General features: G+C 59.7%; 20 protein-coding genes. 11 read left to right on the top strand and 9 right to left on the bottom strand.

Annotated features, from left to right (window positions below; all coding sequences use genetic code 11):
• The first annotated feature begins 50 nt into the window (after positions 1-50).
• Complete coding sequence (locus ACIQ0Q_RS02140; RefSeq protein WP_395771298.1) at positions 51-260, top strand: DUF465 domain-containing protein; 210 nt, start codon at positions 51-53, stop codon at positions 258-260.
• Here the strand turns inward: ACIQ0Q_RS02140 and plsB are convergent.
• Genes plsB through ACIQ0Q_RS02115 form a run of 5 tightly spaced genes read right to left on the bottom strand, consistent with a single transcriptional unit; the run spans position 249 to position 7391 of the window.
• On the bottom strand, positions 249-2849 hold the full coding sequence (gene plsB / locus ACIQ0Q_RS02135; protein WP_395771297.1) for a glycerol-3-phosphate 1-O-acyltransferase PlsB: 2601 nt from the start codon (positions 2847-2849) through the stop codon (positions 249-251). The two genes, ACIQ0Q_RS02140 and plsB, sit on opposite strands and share 12 nt — an antisense overlap.
• Positions 2795-3649 (bottom strand): hypothetical protein, encoded by an 855-nt coding sequence (locus tag ACIQ0Q_RS02130; protein ID WP_395771296.1) that lies wholly within the window; start codon positions 3647-3649, stop codon positions 2795-2797. Before ACIQ0Q_RS02130 ends, plsB begins: the two co-directional genes overlap by 55 nt.
• 49 nt (positions 3650-3698) lie before the next feature.
• Positions 3699-5681: a UvrD-helicase domain-containing protein gene (locus ACIQ0Q_RS02125; protein WP_395771295.1), complete on the bottom strand. Its 1983-nt coding sequence runs from the start codon at positions 5679-5681 to the stop codon at positions 3699-3701.
• Between the two features lie 7 nt (positions 5682-5688).
• Positions 5689-6465, bottom strand: coding sequence for an ABC transporter permease (locus tag ACIQ0Q_RS02120; protein WP_395771294.1), 777 nt, complete (start codon positions 6463-6465; stop codon positions 5689-5691).
• On the bottom strand, positions 6462-7391 hold the full coding sequence (locus ACIQ0Q_RS02115) for an ABC transporter ATP-binding protein (RefSeq protein WP_395771293.1): 930 nt from the start codon (positions 7389-7391) through the stop codon (positions 6462-6464). The genes ACIQ0Q_RS02120 and ACIQ0Q_RS02115 overlap by 4 nt, the downstream gene beginning before the upstream one ends.
• A gap of 95 nt (positions 7392-7486) precedes the next feature.
• Between ACIQ0Q_RS02115 and ACIQ0Q_RS02110 the strand changes: the two genes are divergently transcribed.
• Positions 7487-8236, top strand: a complete 750-nt coding sequence (locus ACIQ0Q_RS02110; RefSeq protein WP_395770650.1) for an FAD-binding oxidoreductase — start codon at positions 7487-7489, stop codon at positions 8234-8236.
• A 46-nt stretch (positions 8237-8282) separates the two neighbouring features.
• Here ACIQ0Q_RS02110 and ACIQ0Q_RS02105 read toward each other — a convergent pair whose 3' ends face one another.
• Positions 8283-9179, bottom strand: coding sequence for a PhzF family phenazine biosynthesis protein (locus ACIQ0Q_RS02105; protein WP_395771292.1), 897 nt, complete (start codon positions 9177-9179; stop codon positions 8283-8285).
• A gap of 111 nt (positions 9180-9290) precedes the next feature.
• On the opposite strand from ACIQ0Q_RS02105, the gene ACIQ0Q_RS02100 reads away from it, so the two are divergent.
• The 6 genes from ACIQ0Q_RS02100 (at position 9291) to ACIQ0Q_RS02075 (ending at position 14047) form a co-directional block, all read left to right on the top strand.
• On the top strand, positions 9291-9923 hold the full coding sequence (locus ACIQ0Q_RS02100; protein ID WP_395771291.1) for a helix-turn-helix domain-containing protein: 633 nt from the start codon (positions 9291-9293) through the stop codon (positions 9921-9923).
• 77 nt (positions 9924-10000) lie between these two features.
• Entirely contained in the window at positions 10001-10396 is a 396-nt protein-coding gene (locus tag ACIQ0Q_RS02095) for a hypothetical protein (protein WP_395771290.1), read from the top strand.
• The gene (locus ACIQ0Q_RS02090; RefSeq protein WP_395771289.1) at positions 10393-10584 is read left to right on the top strand and encodes a helix-turn-helix transcriptional regulator; all 192 of its coding nucleotides are present in this window, start codon (positions 10393-10395) and stop codon (positions 10582-10584) included. The genes ACIQ0Q_RS02095 and ACIQ0Q_RS02090 overlap by 4 nt, the downstream gene beginning before the upstream one ends.
• Positions 10585-10586: 2 nt before the next feature.
• The gene (locus ACIQ0Q_RS02085) at positions 10587-12125 is read left to right on the top strand and encodes an alpha/beta hydrolase (protein WP_395771288.1); all 1539 of its coding nucleotides are present in this window, start codon (positions 10587-10589) and stop codon (positions 12123-12125) included.
• A gap of 9 nt (positions 12126-12134) precedes the next feature.
• Positions 12135-12881 (top strand): ATP-binding cassette domain-containing protein, encoded by a 747-nt coding sequence (locus ACIQ0Q_RS02080; protein WP_395771287.1) that lies wholly within the window; start codon positions 12135-12137, stop codon positions 12879-12881.
• The gene (locus ACIQ0Q_RS02075) at positions 12878-14047 is read left to right on the top strand and encodes an ABC transporter permease (protein ID WP_395771286.1); all 1170 of its coding nucleotides are present in this window, start codon (positions 12878-12880) and stop codon (positions 14045-14047) included. The genes ACIQ0Q_RS02080 and ACIQ0Q_RS02075 overlap by 4 nt, the downstream gene beginning before the upstream one ends.
• A 12-nt stretch (positions 14048-14059) precedes the next feature.
• On the opposite strand, the gene ACIQ0Q_RS02070 is transcribed toward ACIQ0Q_RS02075, so the two are convergent.
• Positions 14060-14272, bottom strand: coding sequence for an RNA-binding S4 domain-containing protein (locus tag ACIQ0Q_RS02070; RefSeq protein ID WP_395771285.1), 213 nt, complete (start codon positions 14270-14272; stop codon positions 14060-14062).
• Positions 14273-14290: 18 nt separating this feature from the next.
• Here ACIQ0Q_RS02070 and ACIQ0Q_RS02065 point away from each other — a divergent pair, with 18 nt between their 5' ends.
• The 3 genes from ACIQ0Q_RS02065 (at position 14291) to ACIQ0Q_RS02055 (ending at position 19265) form a co-directional block, all read left to right on the top strand.
• Positions 14291-14464, top strand: coding sequence for a hypothetical protein (locus ACIQ0Q_RS02065; protein ID WP_395771284.1), 174 nt, complete (start codon positions 14291-14293; stop codon positions 14462-14464).
• Positions 14465-14605: 141 nt separating this feature from the next.
• The gene (locus tag ACIQ0Q_RS02060; protein ID WP_395771283.1) at positions 14606-17422 is read left to right on the top strand and encodes a TonB-dependent receptor plug domain-containing protein; all 2817 of its coding nucleotides are present in this window, start codon (positions 14606-14608) and stop codon (positions 17420-17422) included.
• A gap of 94 nt (positions 17423-17516) precedes the next feature.
• Positions 17517-19265: a DUF885 domain-containing protein gene (locus ACIQ0Q_RS02055; protein WP_395771282.1), complete on the top strand. Its 1749-nt coding sequence runs from the start codon at positions 17517-17519 to the stop codon at positions 19263-19265.
• Here ACIQ0Q_RS02055 and ACIQ0Q_RS02050 read toward each other — a convergent pair.
• Together ACIQ0Q_RS02050 and ACIQ0Q_RS02045 are read right to left on the bottom strand one after the other, a co-directional pair.
• Entirely contained in the window at positions 19259-21061 is a 1803-nt protein-coding gene (locus ACIQ0Q_RS02050; protein ID WP_395771281.1) for a sulfotransferase, read from the bottom strand. The genes ACIQ0Q_RS02055 and ACIQ0Q_RS02050 overlap by 7 nt on opposite strands.
• Before the next feature lie 202 nt (positions 21062-21263).
• Positions 21264-23045 carry a M61 family metallopeptidase gene (locus tag ACIQ0Q_RS02045; RefSeq protein ID WP_395771280.1) on the bottom strand — a complete coding sequence of 594 codons (1782 nt, stop codon included), beginning with the start codon at positions 23043-23045 and terminating at the stop codon, positions 21264-21266.
• Positions 23046-23058: the final 13 nt, after the last annotated feature.

The following is a 23058-nucleotide window of genomic DNA, read 5'->3' as shown; positions in this document are numbered from 1 at the left end:
GATACGGCTTGGTTTATTCTACCTGTGTTGCCCCGCCCGCGGACTCCCGAATGCTCGACCCATTCACCCAGCGCCGATACACCGCCATGCTACTCGAGCTGCGCAGCGAGCACCGCGATCTGGATGCCGCCATTGAAGTATTCACCCGCAACCGGCCCGATGACGAACTCGGCATCAAGCGCCTGAAAAAACGCAAACTGAAAATCAAAGACCAGATTTCGGCTCTGGAAAACCTGCTGATACCCGACTTAAACGCCTGATTCCGGCGTTTTCGTTTTCGGTGCCGGCGCATCCGGTGAAATCTTATGGATGGTGTGCCGGAGCTCGCGGTTGAGCACCAGACGGGCATCCTGCTCCCAATCGTTCAGATGCTGGTCGAACTCCAGCTTGGCGAACTCATTCAGCCAGATCAGTTTCTGTTCGCGCATGTTGGCGATGAAGCCGCGGAAAAGGGATTTGTCGAAGAACTCCGGCGCCGCCGGCGCATAAAGCAGTGACAGCCGCTGCGCAGTCAGATGGCACAGGCTTTCCAGCTCGGAGGCGCTGAGCATGCCGCTGCCGTTCTTGACCAGGCTGGTGATGGCGATGAAATAGCGCTCGAAGGCCTGCTGCATGCTGTGCGCGATGGCGCGCAGATGGAACACTTCGTCGGTCTGGCCGGGTGCGCGGTACAGGGTTTCGCTGTCGTCGCCGGTGGTGGTTAAAAAGCCTTCGCGAATGAATAGATCAATGGTGCGATTCAGGCGCTCGGCGAATTCAACATCGTTCCAAGGCAGGAACAATTCGCTCTTCATGAACGGATACACGTTCAGGCCGAGACTGACTAGACCGTGGCGCGACAGCCGGCGATTGTTCTGGAAACACAACGCAATCCACGCTGCAGCACTGAACAGGTGCAGGATGTTGTTCTTGAAATAGCTCTGCAGGACAGCGGTCTCGCCCGGCATCGACAATACGTCACCGAGCGGGTGTTTGGTGCGGGTGACTACACCCATGTCTTCGCCGTAGGCGATCACGGCACGCGCATCCATGGCGGTCACGGTCACGCGGGGCCCATAGGGTTCGCAACTGAGGATGCGTTTGGACAGCTCGATCTGTTCAATCAGATCGTTTTCATCCATGGCATGCTTGGGCGTGGACAGCAGCGCCAAGGCCAGCAGATTGATCGGATTGACGTCGGCAGCACGATTGATGTTGACATGGATGTTCTGTGCCAGTTCGTCAACCACGGTCGACAGCCACGGCAGCTTGCCGTCTTCGCTGTCACGTTCGGCCCGCCATTCCGGCGCATGCCGGGCCAGACTGTCATTGAGATACACCGGCTCGCCGAAATTAACGGTGACCTTGCCGTAATGTTCACGCAACACCTCGAACGCGGCCTTGATCAGCGCCCAGATGGTTTCCTTTTCTTTGGGCTGACCGGACAGTTCATCGAGGTAGCTTTTGCCTTCGATCAGGCGCTCGTAGCCGATGTATACCGGCTGGAATACCACCGGCCGCTGCGGTGCACGCAGGAAGGCCTTCACCGTCATTGCAATCATGCCGGCTTTCGGCGCCAGCAGGCGCCCGGTACGCGAACGGCCGCCTTCGATGAAGTATTCCAGCGAATAGCCGCCGCCGACCAGCTGCGCCACGTATTCCGAGAATACTGCCGAATACAGGGCGTTGGCCTTGAAGCTGCGGCGCAGGAAGAAGGCGCCGCCGCGGCGCAGAATCGGACCGATGACCGGCAGATTAAGATTGACCCCGGCCGCGATATGCGGTGGCACCATGCCCTTGGTATACAGCAGATAGCTGAGCAGCAGGTAATCCATGTGACTGCGGTGGCAGGGCACATATACCACTTCATGACCGGGCGCGGCTTCCTTGAGCAGCTCCATATGATGGATGATGACGCCGTCGTAGATGCGGTTCCAGAATCCGGTCAACGCGAAGGACAGCGAACGTACTACCGGATGCGAATAATCGGCGGCGATTTCCCAGGCGCATTCGTGCGCCTTGTTCCAGGCCTGCGCGTAACTGCTTTTATCACGGCGCGCCTGTTCGGCGATGGCCTTGCGCACCGGCTCGGCGTCCAGTACGCGGTCGACCAGCAAGCGACGCGTGGATAGATCGGGACCGATGACCGCGGCGCGCACCTTGCGCAGGTGGGCGCGCAGCAGGCGCTGAGCCTTGCGCACCAGACGCTCGTGCGGAATGTCGTCGGCAAGCATGTCGCGTACGCGGTAACTCGGCGAGAAGCGCACCAAGGTGTCCCGGCCATTGAGCAGCACCGACACAAACCGGCGGAAGCGACCGACCAGCGCCCAGTTTTCCGAGAACAGCACCGAGAACCAACCGGATTGGCGGGTCGGTGCGCGGCCGACGAAAATCGACACCGGCACCAACTGCACATCCTGCTCGGGATACAGGCGATGCGCCATGATTACCCGTGACAGCGCATCGGAATGGCGTTTGTTCTTGGCGGCATTGATACCGCTGGAGCCGCCCCGGCGCGACAGCGCGAAATACGAACGCTTGCGCCCGAGCGGATTGCCGGGCAGGGAGGCCAAGGGCGAGGGCAGCCCGGCATCGCGGCAGGCGCGGTCGAGAATGAGCAGATTGGTCAGGCCGTAGTTTTCCAGCACATAACAGACCGGACGGTCGACCTGGAACGGCGGTACCAGCGGCTCCCGTGAAATGTCGATCCACGGGCGCAGGAACCAGGCGGCCACCCGCAGCCACAGCGGCGGCTTTTCGTAGTGAACCGGAAAGGGCAAGGTGGCCTGCTTGGCGTCGGGCATAGGGCAGGGGCTCAGCGCGCGGCGAGCGAGGTTTGCAGCAGGGCGGTGGCCGAGGCGTCGTACCAATGGCCGTTGTGTTCAATCAAATCCATGGGGAATTCTACCCATTTTTGCCCCAAGGGGTAGCGAATGCGGACCTGGGCGGTGTTGCCGGACTGGGCAATGACCGTCACCTGCAGGCGCTTTTGGCCGGCGTTCCAGTCCAGACCGTAAATTAGGCCCAACTCCTTTAAACCGGCGAGAAAATTCGCCAATTTGCTGTGAAATTGCGTGTAATCCAGCGAACTGTAATCCTGATAGTTCTGAATCCCGGATTCCCGGGCAATGACCGCCATCTGATTGAAGGCGCGCTGGCGCAAGTCCTTGTCCTGCAACCATTCGGCCGGCATCTGCTCAATGATGGCCTTGACCAGGGCCTTACCATGGGCCTTTTCAGACACACTGAGCTGGCCATTGGTTTCGATCCACCCTTGCAGCAAAAGCGTCAAACTGCTCTGCATCAGCGGCCATTTGCTGTCAATTTCGCTTTTTAGCGGCTTAATCTTGGCGTTCAGATCGCGCTGCAGATGCGCCTCAGCCCGCGGCTCGATGAAGCGGGTCAAGAGTTTGTTGAAGGTTTCCTGTTCGCTGGCATCCAGCGCGACTTTCCGGCGGATCGTCGGCCAAGCCCGGGCCAGCGCCGCCTGCTGCTCGGGCGGCAGGGTCAAGCTGCGGTAACGCAGCATGTCCGGGCCCTGCAGGCTGAACATGATGGCCTCGGCATCGGCTTTGGCCTGTTCGGCCTTGGCCGCATCCCAGGGCGCGCGGCAACCGGCCAGCATCAGCAGGCCGAGCAGGACAATCCAGGACAAACGGTTCAGCAGCACGGCAACTCCGTTGCGGGGGCAGGCTTCAAGCATAGCAAAGTTGCCGGAATCAGCTGTCAAAAAGCGCCGAAATCGCCTGCCGGTGAGCACTGGCGCGCGCCTGCTTTTCTTCTTCCTGGCCTTCCACCACCACGCCGTCCCGGTGCAGATCGGCTTCCGGCAGTTCGGCCAGAAACTGGCTGGGCAGCAGGCTGACCTGTTCACCCCAGCGCTTGATCTCGGCACTGTGCGCCAGAATCAGGCGCTCTTTGGCGCGGGTGATGCCGACATAGAACAGACGGCGCTCTTCGGCCAGCTGGCCTTCGTCGAGACTGACCTGATGCGGCAGGCTGCCTTGCTCGCAGCCAACGATGAACACAGTGCGGAATTCCAGACCCTTGGCCGAATGCAGGCTCATCAGACGCACCTGATTGCCGGGTTCGCCGCGGTCGGCATTCGACAGCAAGGCCAACTGCGCGGCCAGATCGCCGGCCCCAGACGCACGGCGATCGGCACCGAACCACTGCGCCAGCTCTTCCAGATTTTCCTTGCGGCGCAGGAACAGGGCTTCGTTTTTGGTTTCCACCCGCATCTGGTTGAGGATGCCGGAGTCGTTCACCACCGCACGCACGATGTCGGCGGCCGGGGCTTTCTTGGCGTGTTCGCGCAGACGGCCGAGCAGACCGACGAACTCGGCCAGGGCCGCGGCCGGGCGTGCCGACAGTGCGGTACGCATGCTGCTGTTCTGCGCCGCCAGCGCCATCGGGATATGCGCCTGCTGCGCCAGATGCGCCAGCTTCTCCAGACTGGTGGCGCCGATTTCGCGCTTGGGCGAAGTGACCGCACGCAGGAACGCGGCATCGTCATCGGGATTGGCGATGCAGCGCAGCCAGGCCATCACGTCTTTGACTTCGCCACGCTCAAGCAGGGCGGTGCCGCCGGTGATGTGATACGGAATCTTCAGCAGCTGCAGCTCCTTTTCCAACGGCCGCGATTGATGGTTGCCGCGGAAAAGGATGGCGAATTCGGAATACGGCAGGCTGTGCGCCTGCACCAGATACTGAATTTCGGCGGCCACGCGCTGCGCTTCGTGTTCGTTGTTCTTGCACGACCAGACCCGGATGCGGGCGCCCTCGCCGTGCTGGCACCAGAGCTGCTTCAGGTGCGCATGCGGGTTGTTGGCAATGACAGCATTGGCGGCACGCAGGATGCGCGCACTGCAACGGTAATTCTGTTCGAGCTTGATGACCTTCAGCCCCGGATAATCACGGCCGAGTTCGTCCAGATTTTCCGGTTGGGCGCCGCGCCAGGCGTAAATGCTCTGGTCGTCGTCGCCGACGCAGGTGAACATGCCGCGGCTTCCGGCCAGGGCTTTGATCATGCGGTACTGGGCGCCGTTGGTGTCCTGGCATTCGTCGACCAGCAGGTAGCGGATCTTGGCCTGCCAGCGTGTGCGTGCTTGGACATCGGCTTCCAGCACCTGCAGCGGCAGGCGGATCAGGTCGTCGAAATCGACCGCGTTGAAGGCCTGCAGACGCGCCTGATAACGCGCGTACAGTTCGGCGATCTGGCGTTCGCGCACGCTGGCCGCGGTTTTGGCCACCTGCTCGGGCGACAGCGCCAGATTCTTTACTTTCGAAATCCAGTTGTGTGCGGCGTACAGCGCATCCTTATCGGCGCCGGCTGGCAACAATTCCTTCAAAATGCCCTGCTGGTCGTCGGTGTCGAAAATGGAAAAGCCGCGGCGCAATCCGGCTAGCTTGGCTTCGACCTGCAGGAACTGCAGCCCGAGCGAATGGAAGGTGGTGACGGTGACTGCTTCGGCCGCGGTTTTGGAAATGCGCTTGGCCACGCGCTCGCGCATTTCGCGCGCGGCCTTGTTGGTGAAGGTGATGGCGGCGATCTGTTCGGGCGGGAAGGTCTTGCTGTGAATCAGGTGCGCGATCTTCTCGGTGATGACCTTGGTCTTGCCACTGCCGGCGCCGGCCAGCACCAGCAAGGGACCCTCGACATACGCCACCGCCGCTTGCTGCGGCGCATTCAATCCGGACATAAGTCGTTTAGCTGCGTAGACCGGTGCCGCGTTTCAGCAGCCACAGGCCGAGGGCGCCAAGCGCGACCACGAAGAACAGCATGACCGCATACGAGATGCCGATGTTGATGTCGGTGGCGTTCTCGCCAAGCAGGCCATAGCGGAAGGCGTTGACCATATAGAAAATCGGATTGGCCTGGGTCGCGGTCTGCGCCCATTCCGGCAACACGCGCACCGAATAGAACACGCCGCCCAGGTAGGTCAGCGGGGTCAGGATGAAGGTCGGCACGATGGCGATGTCGTCGAATTTCTTGGCATACACCGCATTGACGAAGCCGGCCAGCGAGAAGATGGTGGCGCCGAGCAGGATGGTGCTGATCATGATCAGCGGATGCGGCACACGCACATGGGTGAAGGCCATGCCGATGGCCAGCACGATCAGGCCGACCATCAGACCGCGCAGTACGCCGCCGGCCACATAGCCGGCGAGGATGACGTGATTGGGCATCGGGCTGACCAGCAGTTCTTCCACATGCCGGCCGAACTTGGCGCCGAAGAAACTGGAGCTGATGTTGCCGTAGGCATTCTGGATGACCGACATCATCACCAGGCCGGGCACGATGAAATCCATGTAATCGAAGCCGCCCATGTCGCCGATGCGCGAACCGATCAGCTTGCCGAAGATCAGGAAGTACAGGGTCATGGTGATTGCCGGCGGCACCAGAGTCTGGCCCCAGATGCGCAGGATGCGCGCCACTTCGCGGCGGGCGATGGTTTTGAACGCGGTGAAATTCGGGCCGCTCATGCCGCCTGCTCCTTGCCGGTCAGACGCACGAACAGTTCTTCCAGACGGTTGGTCTGGTTGCGCATCGAGCGCACGGTGATGCCGGATTCGGCCAAGGCATCGAACAGGGCATTCAGCGGCAGATCGCGCGGCTTTTCCACCACCAGGGTACGGCTGTCGGCGGCGTGCAGATCGACTTTCGGAATCTGCGGCAGTGCGGCAGGCAGCTCGCCATTGATGTCGAGCACGAAGCCTTCCACATCCAGTTTGGCCAGCAGGGTTTTCATCGGGCCCTGCTCGATGATGGCGCCCTTGTCGATGATGGCCAGATTGCGGCACAGACTTTCGGCTTCTTCCAGATAATGCGTAGTCAGAATCACCGTGGTGCCGGCGGCGTTGACGTCCTGCAGGGTCTTCCACATGCCGCGGCGGATTTCGATATCAACGCCGGCGGTGGGTTCATCCAGGATCAGCAGCTTGGGTTCGGTCATCATGGCGCGGGCAATCATCAACCGGCGCTTCATGCCGCCCGACAGGGTGCGGCTCATCACTTCGGCTTTTTCCCAGAGCTGTGCGGCCTTCAACTGCCGTTCGGCGCGCTCCAGCGCCTGCACGCGCGGCACCCCGTAAAACCCGGCGTAATTGACCAGAATATCAATCGGCTTTTCGAACATATTGAAATTGATTTCCTGCGGCACCAAGCCGATCTGGCGCATGGCCGCGGACCGGTCGGCCATCAGGTCGATGCCGAACACCGAGACGCTGCCGGAGGTGGCGTTGACTAGCGAGCTGACCACCCCGATCAGGGTCGATTTACCGGCCCCGTTCGGGCCGAGCAGGGCGAAGAAATCACCGGGGGCCACGTCCAGCGAGACCCCCTTGAGGGCCATCACTCCGTTATCATAGGTCTTGTGCAAGGATGTAATGCAGAGCGCGGGCTGGGTCATGCGATTTTCCGACGTGGCGGGTCTTTCACTTTCAGACGTCTAGTATATCGGGCTCGCCGCCCGCACTGAATCTTTCTTTTGATACCGAGGTCCCTGTGGCAGAACATTTCCCCTTGAAACTGGTTGACAGCCGCATGCTGGCGCCGAGTGTGCGCCATCTGGAATTCGCCCGCGATGATGGCCAAGCCCTTGATTTCATCGCCGGCCAGTTCATCCAGGTGCATTTCAACGCCCCAGACGGCAGCCCGACCAAACGCAGCTACTCGCTGGCAACCCAGCACGACCACGCCTTCGGGGTGAACGACACCGTTGAAATCGCGGTCAGCTTCGTGCCCGGCGGCGCCGCCTCGGCCCTGTTCACCGCGCTGGATGAAGGCCAGCAGATCCAATGCAGCGGCCCTTATGGCCGGTTCTGCCTGAACGAGAAAGACCAGAACGCCCGCTATCTGCTGATCGGCACCGGCACCGGGGTCACCCCCTACCGCGCCATGCTGCCGCAGCTCAAGCACATGATGGACACCCGTGGCGTGGACGTGGTGCTGCTGTTCGGCTCCCGCACCGAAGAAGATCTGATCTACCGCGAGGATTTCTACGCCTTCGCCGCGGAAAATCCGAAATTCCGCTTCATGCCCTGCTTTTCCCGCGAAGTGCCGGCCAACGCCACCGCCGATGCCCGGCGCGGCTATGTGCAGGAGCAACTGGCCGAACTGGTGCCGAACGGCGCGCACGATATCGCCTACCTGTGCGGCAACCCGAACATGGTCGATGCCAGTTTCGAAGCCCTGAAAGAATTCGGACTGTCGGTGCAGCACATCCGCCGCGAAAAGTACGTGTCCAGCAAATAATCTCTGTTCAATTTTTGTGGAGGAAATTCACGCATCGCGCAAAAATTTATGCGCGCTCCTGGGATTCCCAATCCATAGTTCCGTTGATCACCGTCTGCGTCTTTCCGCCAATCCACACCTCACCTTCATCATCCACCCGCACTTGCACCAAACCATCTCGGCCGAGTTCGCGGCCCTGGCTGGCGGTGTACGGATTGCCAATTGGTGCCAGCGCGCCACATTGATGCAAATACGCCGCAATGGCGGCATTGGCGCTGCCGGTCACCGGATCTTCGGGAATATTGTCGGCCGGGCAGAACGCGCGCACCACCAGTTGATAATCGGCGGCATCGGCTGGGGCAAACACCGCAAAACCCACCGACTGGGTAGCGAAGTTCAGTGCGGCAATCGCGGCCTGCGCCGGTTGCAAAGTGCGTACCGCCGCTTCATCGGCCAATGGCACGCACCACCACAGCGGCCCGTTGTTGATCAAGGCCGGCGCCAGTTCGCCCAAACGCATACCCTGCAAGGCCGCAGGCAGTAAGGCCTTTGCTGCATCGCTTGTTGCCATGTGTTGGCCACGCGGCGCCCGCACCGAAATCACCCGGTTGGCGCCTTCGCCATCCACACGCATCGGCAATAAACCGGCCGCGCATTCCTGCACTAGTTCGCCATTGCTGGCCTGCGCCAATCCGGCTTCCAGCACCGCATGCGCGCTGCCCACGCTGGGGTGCCCGGCAAAGGGCAGTTCCGAGACCGGGGTGAAAATGCGGATGCGGTAGCTGGCGTCCGGCTGGGTGGGCGGCAGCACGAAGGTGGTTTCCGACTGGTTGATGTAGGCCGCGAAGGCCTGCATGCGTTCCGTGCTCAGGCCGCTGCCGTCGAGCACCACGGCCAGGCCGTTGCCGGCGCCAACGCGGTCGGAGAACACATCACAGAGCAGAAAGTCGCGGGATTTGGGCATAGGCCATCATACCGCGACCGGGCGCCGCCCGCGCCCCGGAATTGACAGGGGCAAGGCGGAGGCATAATATTCAATTATATTGAATGTTTAATGCTTTCAAATAAAATAAATATGGCCCGAACCATTTCAGAACAACAAGTTATCGATTCGGCCAGTTTCAAGGTGCTGGCCGACCCGAACCGTTCGCTGCTGGTGCATCGCTTGGGCGAAAGCGCCAAGTCGGCCAAGCAGCTGGCGGCGGAAATGGACTGCCCGATCACCCGCCTGTACTACCACCTGAAGCTACTGCAGAGCCACGGACTGATCTTCGTGGAGCGCACCCGCAAGGTGTCCGGCATCTTTGAAAAGTACTACCGGGCCAGTGCCCGCGCCTTCGTAATCGACCGCAACACCGACGGCCAGGAAGACCCGGCCCGTAGCCAGGCCCTGCTCGCTTTCGTGTTCGACCAGACCCGGCACGACATCAGCAACGGCCTGCGCAGCGGCCGGATTGATAGCGGCAAGCTGCCGCCGGAGGTGGGCGCGTTGATGGCCTACCGGACCGTGATGAAGCTCAGCCCGGCTCAGGCCCAGGAACTGTACAGCAAGCTCTTGGCCCTTTACCGCGAGTACGACGCCCTGGCCAAAGCGCCGGGCGAGACGGGCGATTTCTACGCACTGGTGGCCTCGGCCTACCCTACCACGGCGCAACAGGCCGCCCCGGGCCCGAAACCCCGGATGCGGGCGCGACCGGCGGCGGAATAAACAATATGTAAAGCAAGCTTGACCCGCCATTCAGATTATACGAATATTTTGTCAAGCTCACTTGACACTCTATTCCCATGCGCGCACCCCTGAAACGCTATTACGTGAAATCCATCCTGCCCTTCCTGCTGTTCATCGGGCTGATTATCGGTACATCTGTTCTAGAGCCTTCGGTGTCCTCACTGGCCATCAAAGCCGGACTGGCCGTGCTGCCGATGCTGCCCTTGGTCTGGCTTTTCTGGCTGTACTTCCGCTACCTCGGCGAATGCGACGAGCTGGAACGCAAGATTGAAATGGATGCCATGGCGGTGTCCTCGATGACCGGCCTGCTGGCCGGCTATACCTTGCTGCTGCTGCACCGGTTCCAGGTGTTGGAGCTGAACACGCGCGACATACTGACCTTACTGGTGCTGATTATCTGCCTGGCGTACATGATCACCCGCTACATCGGCATCTGGCGCTTCCGGGCATGAAGAGCTGCGTCCGGCAACTGCGCGAACAGTTCGGCTGGTCGCAGGCCGAGCTGGCCGAGCGCCTCGATGTCTCGCGTCAGACCGTAAACGCGATTGAAACCGAGAAGTATGATCCAAGCATCAAGCTGGCATTCAAACTGGCGCACCTGTTCGAATTGCCGATCGAAACGATTTTTCAGGAGGACTGAACATGCAGGACAAACCCAAGAAATGGCTGAATGCCGCGGTGCTGCTGCTCGTCGCGGCATGGCTGGCCAAGCCGTATCTGATGCCGGACAAGCCCGAGGCCGGCAAACCCAAGGCCGCCGTGAACAAGGTCGACAACAGCCGCCTGCTCGGCAGCATCCGCTTCACGCCGTGCACGCTGGCCAAAGGCACCGATTCGCTGATGGCTTACTGCGGCACGCTGCAGGTGCCGGAAAACCACGACGCCCCCGATGGCCGCAAAATCACGCTGGCGATTTCCTGGCTGCCGGCCAGTGGCGAAGCCGAACCGGATCCGATCTTCATGCTGGCCGGCGGGCCGGGCCAGGCCGCACGCGGCAGCTTTCCGATGGTGTCTGGCGCCTTCACCGAAGCGCGCAGGAAACGCCACATCATCCTGCTCGACCAACGCGGCACCGGCGACTCCAGTCCGCTCAAGTGCGTGAACGAAAAAGGCGAAAGCGCGGTGGTGGATGACGAAGATTACACCACCGATGCCGCTACCAGCTTCGCCAAGCGCTGCGCCGCGCAGTTCGAAGGCAAGGTCGATGTCGCCCAGTTCAGTAGCTCGGATGCCATCCGCGATCTGGATGCCGCCCGAAAAGCCTTGGGCGCCGAACAGATCAACCTGATCGGCATTTCCTACGGCACGCGCATGGCCCAGCTGTACGGCAAGCGCTATCCGCAGCACACGCGCACCATCACCATCGACGGCATCGCGCCGCTGGAAAGCGTGCTCGGCCAGGATCATGCGAAAAATCTGGAAAGCTCGCTCGATCTGCAATTCGCGCAATGCGCCAAGGACAAGGCCTGCCGTGAAAAACTCGGCGATCCGCGCGCGCAATTGAATACGCTGCTGGCCACGCTGGCCAAGAGCCCGGTGCCGGTGCGCTACCGCGACGCCATCACCGGCGAATGGAAAGACGGGCAATTCAGCAGCGGCCATCTGGCCGTGCTGACCCGTCTGCTGGCCTATCAGCCGCAGGCCGCCAGCCTGCTGCCCTTGCAATTCGCCGAAGCCAACCAGGGCCGCGTCGATACTCTGATGGCACTGAGTGAAATGATGACCCGTGATATTTCCGACCAGATCATGCATGGCATGCAGCTGTCGGTGATGTGCGGCGAAGATGTGCCCGATCTGGTGGTCGATCCGGAAGACAGCACGCGCCTGCTCGGCACCGGCCTGGTGGAGCTGATGAAAGCGCAGTGCGGGGTCTGGCCGCACAAAACCCGGCCGGCCGATTTCCGCACGCCGCTGCAAGGCGACCTGCCGGTGCTGATCCTGTCCGGCGAGTTCGATCCGGTCACTCCGCCGCGTTACGGCGACATGGTCGCCAAGCATCTGCCCAATTCCAAACACATCATCGCCAAAGGCCAGGGCCACAACGTGCTGCCGGTCGGCTGCATGCCGCGTCTGTTCGCCAAGTTTCTGGAAAGTGCCGACGCCAAAAATCTGGACGATGCCTGCATCAAAACCCTGACTTACGCACCGATGTTCACCGGCCTGAACGGCTGGGAGCCCTGAGGAAACACCATGATTACCGTCAACGATCTGCACAAACAGTTCAAAACCAAAACCGGCACGGTGCATGCCGTACAGGGCGTCGGCTTCACGGCACCGGATGGCCAGATTACCGGCTTGCTCGGCCCGAACGGCGCCGGCAAAACCACCACGCTGCGCATGTTGTACACCCTGATGCAGCCGGACACCGGCAGCATCGCGGTTGACGGCTTCTCGGCTGCTGCCGACAGTGCCGCCGTGCGCACGCGTCTGGGCGTATTGCCGGATGCGCGCGGTGTGTACAAGCGCCTGACCGCGCGTGAGAACATCGCCTACTTCGGCCGTCTGCACGGCATGAGCGAGGCGCTGATCGCCGAACGCACCGAGCGTCTGGTGGCGGCGCTGGGCATGGCCGAGTTCATCGACCGCCAGTGCGAAGGCTTCTCGCAGGGCCAACGCACCAAAACCGCGATTGCGCGCGCGCTGGTGCATGATCCGAAAAATGTCATCCTCGACGAACCGACCAACGGCCTGGATGTGATGACCACCCGCGCCCTGCGCGAATTCCTGCTGCAGCTCAAAGCCGAGGGCCGTTGCGTGATTTTCTCCAGCCACATCATGCAGGAAGTGGCCGCGCTGTGTGACCGCATCGTGGTGATCGCGCACGGCAAGGTCATGGCCAACGGCACGCCGGACGAAATCCGCGCCCAGACCGGGGAGACCAATCTGGAAGAAGCTTTTGTCAAAGTCATCGGTAGCGAGGAGGGTCTGCACGCATGAACGCCATGATTGCCGTAATGAAAAAAGAACTGCTGGATCTGTTCCGCGACCGCAAGACCGTGGCCATTTCCCTGCTGATGGGCCCGCTGCTGTTTCCGGCGCTGATTCTGGGTCTGGGCAAGCTGGCCAGCAACCGGGTCAGCACCCAGCTAGAAAAACCGCTGGAGCTGCCGGTGATCGGTGCCGAGCACGCGCCGAATCTGGTGCATTGGCTGTCCGGCCGCAATGTCGTGATCAAACCGGCGCCGGCCAATCCGGAAGGCGAAATCGCCGCACAGAACATCGAGGTGATTCTGATGATTCCGGCCGAGTACGCCGATAAATGGCGCGGCAGCGAACCGGCGCCGGTCGAGATCTGGCACGATAGTTCGCGCGACGACGCACGCATTCCGGTGGAGCGGGTTTCCGGTCTGCTGGAAAACTACAGCCAAAGCACCGGCGCCCTGCGCCTGCTCTCGCGCGGCATCAGCCCCACTGCGGCGCAAGCCGTGCGGGTCGAGCGCAAGGATCTGGCTACAGCGGAAAGCCGTATTGGGCAGGCCTTGGCGTTTCTGCCCTATATGCTGATTCTGAGCGGCTTCATCGGTGGCGCGTATCTGGTCATCGACGCCACCGCCGGAGAACGCGAACGGCAATCGCTGGAGCCATTGCTGGCTACGCCAGCCGCGCGCGGTCTGATCATGAGCGGCAAGATTCTGGCGGCCTGTGTCTTTGGCATGTTGACTCTGCTGCTGACCCTGCTGTCGTTCAAGGCCGCGTTCATGCTGGCGCCGAGCCTCGGTATCAAACTTTCGCTGAGCTGGCTGCAGATCGCACAGATGCTGCTGGTGCTGGTGCCCATCGTCCTGATCGGTACAGGTCTGCTGACCGTGATCGCCGCCGGTGCCAAATCGGTCAAGGAAGCGCAGAGCTATATGTCGATCCTGATGATGCTGCCGATCTTGCCGACCATCATCCTGATGGTCAATCCGATGAAGAACGCGCTCTGGCAGTTCGCGGTGCCGTTCCTGGCGCAGAACCAGATGATCCTGAAAATCGTGCGTAGCGAAACCATCGGTACTGCCGAATGGGGCGTCTATCTGGCCTGCGGTTTCGGAATGGGCGCGGTGCTGTGGTGGATCGCAGCGCGCCGCTACCATAACGAAAAGCTGGCGGTTTCGGCCTGAGGCGCGGTGCGTTCAGACGATTCGGATAAGAACATCCTCGAGGGTGACCGTCTGACCACTGCGGATTTTGGCGGTTTTACGCAGCTCCGGCCGGCCATCCACCGACACGATGCCACTGGCCACAATCTGCTTGCCAATGCCTCCACTGTCACACAATCCGACCAGCTTCAGCAGCTGGTTAAGCTCAATGAATTCATCATTCAATTCAAATCGGATTTCAGTCATCAGTTGAACGCTTAAGGGATGTCGGATCGTGGTGGTTTCGCCATTGCCGCTGAATTTCCGGCGGTGAATAGTGTTCTACACGGTTTTATTGAAGACATTGCACAGCTAAGTGCTCATGATACCGATGCCCTTGAGGATAGTATAGATACCGTCAATTTCAGAGAACTCGTCAAGGAGCTTGATGGTTTTTAAGGGCAGGCACTCGACAAAGTGTTAAAAAACTCTTAATAATGGCCTTAAATCGCCTGTCTTTTCTATTCGCCGATTTCAGGGCGAGGCGCCAAAAAATTATAGCTGCTCCAAAGAACTATATCTTCTATAGGGTGTCATCTCATGATCAATCGTAAAAAGCTCAGCGCTGCTGTGCGCAGTGCCCTGATTCTGGGCACCGGAGCCATGCTGGCTCCTGGTGCCCAAGCCCAGGAAGACGCTAAAACCATCGACACGGTGCTGGTGACTGGCTCGCGCATCATGCGCGTGGACACCGAAACTGCTAGCCCAGTATTCCAACTCGAACGCGAAGCCATCGACAAGACTGGCGCGCTCACCATCGGTGATTTCCTGCAGGATATTCCGGTGGTTGCCGGTGCCGCTACCAACCCCGCCGTCAACAATGGCGGCGGTACCGGTGCTGCTACTGTATCCCTGCGCGGTCTGGGTGATGAGCGCACCCTGATTCTGGTCAATGGCCGCCGCATCGTTATCCGCGACGTCAACGCTATCCCGATGTCGATGGTGCAGGCCGTGGAAGTCCTGAAAGACGGTGCCTCCGCGATTTATGGTTCCGATGCCGTTGGCGGCGTAGTCAACTTCATCCTGAAACCCAATTTCGATGGTCTTGAAGCCCGCGTGGATTTCGGCATCTCTTCGCGCCAGGATGGCGAGCGCCAAGGTGCCAGCATCACCTGGGGGGCCTCCGGCGAGCGCGGCAACATCATCATCAGCGCCAACTACAATAAACAGGATGAGGTGCGTGCTTCATCCCGCGCTTATTCATACTATGCATTGTCGCTGGGTTCGACCTCCAGCACCGGCGTGGTGCTGGGCGGCTCCAGCAGGGCTATCACCGGCCGTTATTTCGTATCCGGCTATCCTTGCTCTTCGGTCACCCTCAATCCGGTCAATCCGGGTACCGCCACTAGCGATTTCCGTTGTTGGAGCTTCGGACGCGACGCATTCAACTATCAGGCTGTCGGCAGCCTGCAGCTGACTCCGCAAGAGCGTTCGGGTTTGTTCGTCACTGCAAACTTCGGCATCGCCGATAATGTCACTGCGTATGTCGATGCCTTCGCCAACAAGACCCGTTCAGCTTCACAGATCGCGCCACTGCCCTTCGACGGTCTTTCCGATGGAATTTCACTCTCACGATTTAATCAGTACAACGTCTGGGGTCAGGATGTGTTCGATATCCGTCTGCGCCTGAGTCGTCTCGGCAATCGCCGCTATGAATACGTGACCGACGTATCACAATTCAATGCTGGCTTAAAGGGCGGCATCGGTGAGAGCTCCTGGTCATGGGACTTCAACGTCGGTTACGGCAAGATCAAGCAGGAAAATGACAATCAGGGCTACATTGACTATACCGCTCTGGCCAAAGGTCTCGGTCCGTCGCGAGGCGGCATCTGTTATACCGACGGCAGCTTCACCACGCCCATTCCGGGTTGCACACCGATCGACTTTGTGGGTCATTTCGACCCGGCCACCGCGGCGGGTCAGGCCCAACTGGCGGCACTGGATGCCATCAGTCTGGACGTGCTGCACCAATCGATGGAAACCCAAAAGGGCTTCCAAGCCAACTTTAGCGGCAATCTGTTCGAACTCGGGGCTGGCACCCTTCAGGCTGCCGTGGGCGTGGAGTACCGCAAGAACTTCCTGGACTTCAATCCCTTCGACGCCGCTATCATCGATCCAAACGCCGGCTATACCTGCGGCATCTCTTCGGAGCTGTGTACCGCACCGACCAAAGGCGAGCTGACCGTTAAGGAAATTTACGGCGAAGTGCTGATTCCGGTGACGGAAGTCTTCAATGCCTTGATCGGTAGCCGCTGGTCAGATTATTCGGCCTTCGGAAGCTCGATCAACAGTAAATTGGGCTTGGAATGGCGTCCGTGGGAACAAGTGCTGTTCCGCGGCACTTACGCCGAAGTGTTCAGGGCGCCCACCATCAGCGATCTGTATGGTGGTCAGTTTGCTTCCTCGGACACCTTCTCCGACCCCTGTAATGGCATCACTCAGACTGGTGGAGGCCTCTCGACCAATCCAGCCTGTTCCAATGTCACTGCCAACGGCGCTTTTGGCCAGACCGATACCCAGCTGAACGCAATCAAAGGTGGCAACGCTGATCTGAGGCCGGAAGAAGGGGAGATGATCACGGTTGGCTTCGTATACGAACCGTCTTGGCTTGACGGCTTCTCGAGCACAATCGATTTCTGGAATGCCAAGCTCGACGACGCCATTAATCCGATCGGTTCACAGAACATTCTGAACATTTGCTTCAACAGCACTTCCGCCGATCGGTCGCCACTGTGCTCGCTGTTCAGTCGCCGCCCGAACGGCGAGATGGAAATCATCTTCGACCGCAAGGCCAACGCCGGAAAATATGATACTTCCGGTGTCGACATCGGCTTCGAGTACCACAAGGACGCCTGGTTCGGCAAGTTCCGCGCCAGCCTGGATGCGACCTACCTCGACACATTCGACGTAGACGTGATCTACAACGGCAAGGTTCTTCAACGGCAGGAAAATGCCGGTACTTTCCTGTCCTCGGGCAATGGTGGTCTCGGCAACTACAGCCAATGGCGCGCCCTTGGCAACCTGGGCTGGAGCAAGGACATCTTCGACGTGTCCTGGACCATGCGTTTCCTTGATGGCTTCACTGTTGGTAGCACCGAACCGGACGGTACCTGTGCCAACCTCGGTCTGCCTTCCGGCAGCCCCGGCTGCCAGTTCTCGATCGGCGCCGTGACCTATCACAACCTGCAGGCCGGTATCACCATCGATAAAATCAAGTTGCGTCTTGGCATCGACAACCTGCTCGATAAGCAGCCACCGCTCCTGTACGAGAACAACTCGCTGAACGGCAATACCGACGAACGTACCTTCGACACCGTCGGTCGGTACTATTGGTCGAGTCTGACCGTTAACTTCTGATCTTCCATGATCGAAAACGAAACCGCAGCCCCAGGCTGCGGTTTTTTTCGGCCGTAGCTGATACACTTTGGAAATCAACCAGAGAGGCTCACTCATGCGATTTACCGCCCTTTTGTTCCTGCTGTTCACCCTGATACCGACCGCCTATGCCAATAACGGCAACCCCGCATTGCACCGGCTGTTCGCCGACGAGTGGGATCGATCCATGCGCGAAAGTCCGGAGTACGCCTCTTACTATGGCGACTTGCGCTTCAATGACCGCTGGGCTGATCTGAGCCTGAAGGCGATTGCCGATAGCGAAGCCGCCGACCGCGCGGCCATGGCCCGTCTGCACGCCATCGACCGCAAGATCCTGAGCGCAGCGGACCAGCTGCACTACGACACCTTCGAGTGGTTGCTGAAGAAAGACATCGAACGCCAGCCGTTCCGCGAATACCTGATGCCGATGACCCACCAGGTCGGCGTACAGACCGCAGACGGCCTCACCGAAGTGCTCGCCTTCACCACCGAAAAGGATTACCGGGACTGGCTGGCGCGCTTGAATGCACTGCCGGCCCTGATCGAGCAGACCATGACGCTCATGCGTGAAGGCGTGCGCAGCGGGCGGACGCCGCCGAAGGCAATCATGACCCGGGTGTCGGCGCAGATCGCGGCACAGATCGTCTCCGATCCCGAGAAAAGCGGATTCTACGCACCGTTCAAACGCTATCCGGAATCGTTCACCGCTACGCAGCGCGCGGCGCTGTCCAAGGAAGCCCGTGAAATCATCGCCGGAAAAGTCGTGCCGGCCTATATCGTACTCGGGCGTTATTTCAATGACGAATACCTGCCAGCCACACGCAGCAGCATCGCCGCCGCCACCCTGCCCGATGGCAAAGCCTACTACGACCTGCTGGCGCGCTATTACACCACCACCGGTATCAGCGCCGACCAAATCCACGGCATCGGGCTGAAGGAAGTCGCGCGCATCCGCGCGCGCATGGAAGCGGTGAAGGCCGAAACCGGATTCAAAGGCAGTCTGCCAGAATTTTTCAACTTCCTGCGCAGTGATCCGCGTTTCTTCTACACATCTCCGGAAGCCTTGCTCGAGGGCTATCAGGCCATGTCGAAGCGCATCGATCCGGAGCTGGTGAAAGTCTTCAGCGTATTACCGCGGATGACCTATGGCGTCCGTCCGATTCCGGCCAGCATCGCCCCGGATGTGACCACCGCCTATTACCAGCCCGGCGCCACCGATGGCAGTCGGGCCGGGTTCTATTATGTGAATCTGTACAAACCGGAAGTCCGGCCGAAATGGGAAATGATGGCGCTCAGCCTGCATGAAGCCGTGCCCGGTCATCACTTCCAATTCGCACGCGGGATGGAACTTCCGGAAATGCCGATGTTCCGGCGTACCGCCTACTTCGTGGCTTATGGCGAAGGCTGGGGCCTGTATGCCGAACAGCTTGGCTACGACATGGGCCTGTACGACGATCCGTATGACCGCATGGGTCAGCTAACGTACGAAATGTGGAGGGCGGTGCGTCTGGTGGTGGATACCGGCATGCACGCCAAAGGCTGGACGCGCCAGCAGGCCATCGATTACTTCAAGGCCAATGCCCCGAAAACCGAGCAAGACATCGTCAATGAAATCGACCGCTACATCGGAACGCCCGGACAGGCACTGGCCTACAAAATAGGCCAGCTGAAGATTTCCGAACTGCGTGCGCGCGCCCAAGATCGCCTCGGCAACCGTTTCAATCTACGCGCTTTCAACGATGAAGTGCTCGGCACCGGATCGATTCCGCTCGATGCCCTGGAAAAACACATGGATGCCTGGATTGCGGCGCAGGCAGCTCAGTAGCCGAAGCGGGCAATCCACGGCGTCAAGTGCGCCATCACGGCCGGCGTGAAATAGGCTTCATACGCCAGCCAGCGCCCGACGGCACGCGCGTTGACCGGCTGCACCACCTGCGTATACGAAGGCGTCTTGATGACGCCTTTGTCTTTGGCGCGCTCAGTGAAGGCCAGCAGGGAGTCCTGCCAAGGCAGCTGCAGGAAATCGAACAGGACGCGCGCCCGGCCTTCGGTATTGGCTACCAGATCTTCGTATTTCCAAATCAGCACCGGCAGCTGCAGCGCTGCTGCGGCGGCATACCAATGCGCGAAGACCCGGTCATACATATGAGCGGTGCTTTCCAGGGTTTCAAAGGTCAGCGCGAAGGCTGGCGCGCGGAAATTCTGCATGTAACAGCTCAACACCACATCACAGGGATGGCGCACGGCGAGAATGATGCGGCTACGCGGGAAGAAATTCTGCAGCAGCGGAAGACGCACCATGTTCAGCGGATTCTTGTCGACGGCGCGCTGGCGGTCTATGGTCGGAACAACGCCGGCGACCTCGGCAAAATAGGCACTACGTCCGCTGGCCGTCTGCTCGGGCGTCAATGAATTTATAAGCTGGCAGACATCCTCGTCATCACCGCCGATTTGGCCTAGTAGATTCTGCAGAAACGGTTGCTCGTCGAACGATACCAGTTCGGGATGGGCATCCAGTAGCTGTTCGAGCAGGGTCGTGCCCGAGCGCGGAAAGCCAACCACGAATACCGGATCGGCATGGGCATCGTGGATATGTACCGCCGGATTCCAATGTGGCGCCGGCTGCTCGAGTACCGTAAAAGCTTGGATCCTGTCCTGCAACGCAGGATGACTGCGATTAACTGATCTGCGGCGCAGTGCATGGGCGGTCTGCAGCACGGTCATGGCGGCATCGTGGTCGCCGCACTTGTCCAACGCGGCCGCATATTCGAATTGCAGGCCAAGCCTCAGCACCGGATCGGCATGCGCTGCCATCAGAATGCGTTCAGACAACGCTCGCGCGGCCGGATAATCCTTTCGGCGCATGGCCATTTTGGCTTGCATCTGCAAGAAGTTGTCCAAAAGTTTCGGATGATGGCAGACAGCACTTTCGTCCATCGTGGCCTGCAGTGCCTCTGCCTGCATGATACGGTTGGTACGCTCATAGGCCATGATCAAACCGATGCGGGCATCGATGGCGAGATCGGGATCAATGACCGGCGGACTGAAATGAGCGATGGCCTGGTCGTACCATTGGCCATGGAACAGCAGATAGCCCAGGTCGATGCGTTGGCCTTCGGCCAAGGGGAGGTTCTGCAAACGCTCGGCCAACCGCAAGGCCTCCGGCCAGCAATCCTGCGCCTGCAGAATGCGTAGGTGCAGCAGCATAAATTCGATATCGTCCGGATCGTGCGTGATGGCAGTTTCAATATGCCGCCGCGCCAATTCCAATTGGCTATCGGCGGCATAGGCGCGTGCCAGTCCGAAATGCAGGGCGATCTCGGTGGCGCCCAGCAGCTGTGCTTTCTGCAGCGGTTCGAGCGCCTCACGTTCGCGGTCGAGTTCGCATAGGCAATTGCCGAGATTTGACCAGTGCGCCGGATTGCCTGGCTCATGCGCGCACAGCCACTGATATTCTGGCAATGCTTCCTGCGGACGTTGCGACAGACTCAAGGCCACGGCGCGCAGGGCTTTCCATGATAATGCTGAAGTATCCGTAGCCTGGACACATTCGCTCCAGACCAGCACTTCGGCGAAACGTCCCGAAGCCAATGCCTGATAGGCTTCAGGCAGACTCGGCATGGATAACGACGCTTCGGCCATAGGGAAAGGGGCATTATTGGCAGAGCATTCTGGGAAGAGTAGTTTACCGTGAACACGGCTATCTATGGCCATGTACTGTGCGTCATCCTGCTGATGGACGCCTGAAATTCGGGCCTGGCCGAGATCGAAAAGCTGGCGATGGCGGAGGTGGTGGCCGAAATCGGCCACCTAGAACGGCGAATTAGTTTCCAAGCCAAGCTTTGCGCAGGGCCAGCTGCGCGGAACTCGGCGTTTCATTGAACTGCAGTTTCATGGCAGCACCATCCTGGCGCTTCGGCATAAGCACGGTGCTGGTCTTGGCGTCCCGGCGAAAATAATCGACGGTCAGCGCACCGCCACCGAACTGCTGGCTGCGGGCCGTGAAATTCTTCGCACTCAAACGGTTACCATTCACTGCAATCAGGGTATCCCCGGCGGTGATGCCGGCTTTCCAGGCCGGGCCGTGCTTTTCCACAGCGATGACCTTGGCATACGCACCATCATCACCGGGCGCAATGCTCAAGCCCCAGGCATAGAATGGCTTGCCGTCATCGGGCTTCTTGTCGGCCATGAAATCGATACCGACATCCTTCAACAGTGCCTGCAACGGCAGCTCTTCGATACCGATCACGTAACGATTCCAGAAATCCTGCCAGCTTCGACCGGACACCTGTTGCAGCAAGGCCAGGATATCGGCCTCGGTAAAACCGCCTTGGGAAACTTTATGTTTTTGCCAGAGTCCGCGATGGACATCGGCCAGACTTTTACGACCACCGCTTTCCTTACGCAGTATCAGATCCATGACCAAGCCGAGCATTTCCCCTTTTGGATAAATACTGACTGAGGCATTGGCATGACGGTCGCCGTCCGGCTGGACCCACTCATCGAAACTCGATTCATTGGCGCTCTGCTCGAAACGGCCGGGCGTACGCAGATAGGCATCGAGCGTGTTGGAGATATCGCCTAGATACTGTTTCTCGTCCTGCACACCGGCGCGCAGAGCAATCAGATTTTCGAAATAGCTGGTGTGACCTTCGGATATCCAAAGCAGATTCGTAGGATTTTCCTTTTGGTAATCATACGGGACCATTTCGGACGGCCGATAGGCTTTCACGTTCCAGGTATGGAAGAATTCATGGGCGGCGGTACGCGCAAACTTTAGGTATTCGCTGCGCGGCTGAAAACTCCAGCGCTCGACCTGGATAACGGTGGAATTCAAGTGCTCGGTGGCGCCGCGGGCGCCGTCGGTAGCATGCACGATGTACAGATAGCGTGCATAAGGCGTACTTCCGAACAGGGCGTTAGTGGTTTTGCTGATGGCCGCTAAATCCTTCAGCATTGTCTCGCCATCGTGATTGCCGTTGCCCCAGATCACCAGCTCGATCGGCTTGGCATCCACCATGGTTTGGTAGAAACGGTGGATGCCGGTTTCAATCGGCGAGTCGGTCAGCACATCATAATCAGTTGCGGTGAAACAGTGGCCACAGTCGCCCGCGGGCATACCGGAGCGCGACCGCCAATCATTCGGAACCTCGAGCTTGACGGTGATTGGGGCGGCGCGGAATTCGGGACTGTATACGAATACGGCACTGGCATTCAGATAGGCATGGGAATCATCAATATGACGGGTGCGCAGACCGAGCTCGTTGGCATACAGCTCATACGACACGGTGTAGGGCACTCCGGCCGGCAACGCGAGCTGCCAGGTCGCCTTGTCGGTCTTCCGGATCGGCACGCTTTTGCCATCGGTGGTTTTCGCGGCCACATGGCGCAATCCGTTGGCCAGTGGCAGAATTTCATAGCGTCCGGTTCGCCAGTTCGGAAGTTGCACGATAGGATTGGCTTTGGTGCTGCCCGGAAAGCGGGCGCTGACTTCGGCGGTGTGCTGCGCCGCATTGCTGATGCGTAATTGATAATTGACGGTGTTGGCCATGGCGGCCGGAGCCAACACCAGAGCCAGGAATGCATAGACGTATTTTTTCATGATGTTTTGCGGT

This window comes from Arenimonas sp., from assembly GCF_044348765.1.
Classification (GTDB): domain Bacteria; phylum Pseudomonadota; class Gammaproteobacteria; order Xanthomonadales; family Xanthomonadaceae; genus Arenimonas.
Note: the sequence above shows the minus strand (reverse complement) of the source record. Positions and strands in the feature narration are given on the sequence as shown.

Excerpts from the sequence above, each read along its gene's own strand:
- ACIQ0Q_RS02140 (WP_395771298.1), top strand. The coding sequence starts at position 51 with ATGCTCGACCCATTCACCCAGCGCCGATACACCGCCATGCTACTCGAG.
- ACIQ0Q_RS02125 (WP_395771295.1), bottom strand. The coding sequence starts at position 5,681 with ATGTCCGGATTGAATGCGCCGCAGCAAGCGGCGGTGGCGTATGTCGAG.
- ACIQ0Q_RS02120 (WP_395771294.1), bottom strand. The coding sequence starts at position 6,465 with ATGAGCGGCCCGAATTTCACCGCGTTCAAAACCATCGCCCGCCGCGAA.
- ACIQ0Q_RS02115 (WP_395771293.1), bottom strand. The coding sequence starts at position 7,391 with ATGACCCAGCCCGCGCTCTGCATTACATCCTTGCACAAGACCTATGAT.
- ACIQ0Q_RS02105 (WP_395771292.1), bottom strand. The coding sequence starts at position 9,179 with ATGCCCAAATCCCGCGACTTTCTGCTCTGTGATGTGTTCTCCGACCGC.
- ACIQ0Q_RS02100 (WP_395771291.1), top strand. The coding sequence starts at position 9,291 with ATGGCCCGAACCATTTCAGAACAACAAGTTATCGATTCGGCCAGTTTC.
- ACIQ0Q_RS02095 (WP_395771290.1), top strand. The coding sequence starts at position 10,001 with ATGCGCGCACCCCTGAAACGCTATTACGTGAAATCCATCCTGCCCTTC.
- ACIQ0Q_RS02090 (WP_395771289.1), top strand. The coding sequence starts at position 10,393 with ATGAAGAGCTGCGTCCGGCAACTGCGCGAACAGTTCGGCTGGTCGCAG.
- ACIQ0Q_RS02085 (WP_395771288.1), top strand. The coding sequence starts at position 10,587 with ATGCAGGACAAACCCAAGAAATGGCTGAATGCCGCGGTGCTGCTGCTC.
- ACIQ0Q_RS02080 (WP_395771287.1), top strand. The coding sequence starts at position 12,135 with ATGATTACCGTCAACGATCTGCACAAACAGTTCAAAACCAAAACCGGC.
- ACIQ0Q_RS02075 (WP_395771286.1), top strand. The coding sequence starts at position 12,878 with ATGAACGCCATGATTGCCGTAATGAAAAAAGAACTGCTGGATCTGTTC.
- ACIQ0Q_RS02070 (WP_395771285.1), bottom strand. The coding sequence starts at position 14,272 with ATGACTGAAATCCGATTTGAATTGAATGATGAATTCATTGAGCTTAAC.
- ACIQ0Q_RS02065 (WP_395771284.1), top strand. The coding sequence starts at position 14,291 with ATGTCGGATCGTGGTGGTTTCGCCATTGCCGCTGAATTTCCGGCGGTG.
- ACIQ0Q_RS02060 (WP_395771283.1), top strand. The coding sequence starts at position 14,606 with ATGATCAATCGTAAAAAGCTCAGCGCTGCTGTGCGCAGTGCCCTGATT.
- ACIQ0Q_RS02055 (WP_395771282.1), top strand. The coding sequence starts at position 17,517 with ATGCGATTTACCGCCCTTTTGTTCCTGCTGTTCACCCTGATACCGACC.
- ACIQ0Q_RS02050 (WP_395771281.1), bottom strand. The coding sequence starts at position 21,061 with ATGCCGAGTCTGCCTGAAGCCTATCAGGCATTGGCTTCGGGACGTTTC.
- ACIQ0Q_RS02045 (WP_395771280.1), bottom strand. The coding sequence starts at position 23,045 with ATGAAAAAATACGTCTATGCATTCCTGGCTCTGGTGTTGGCTCCGGCC.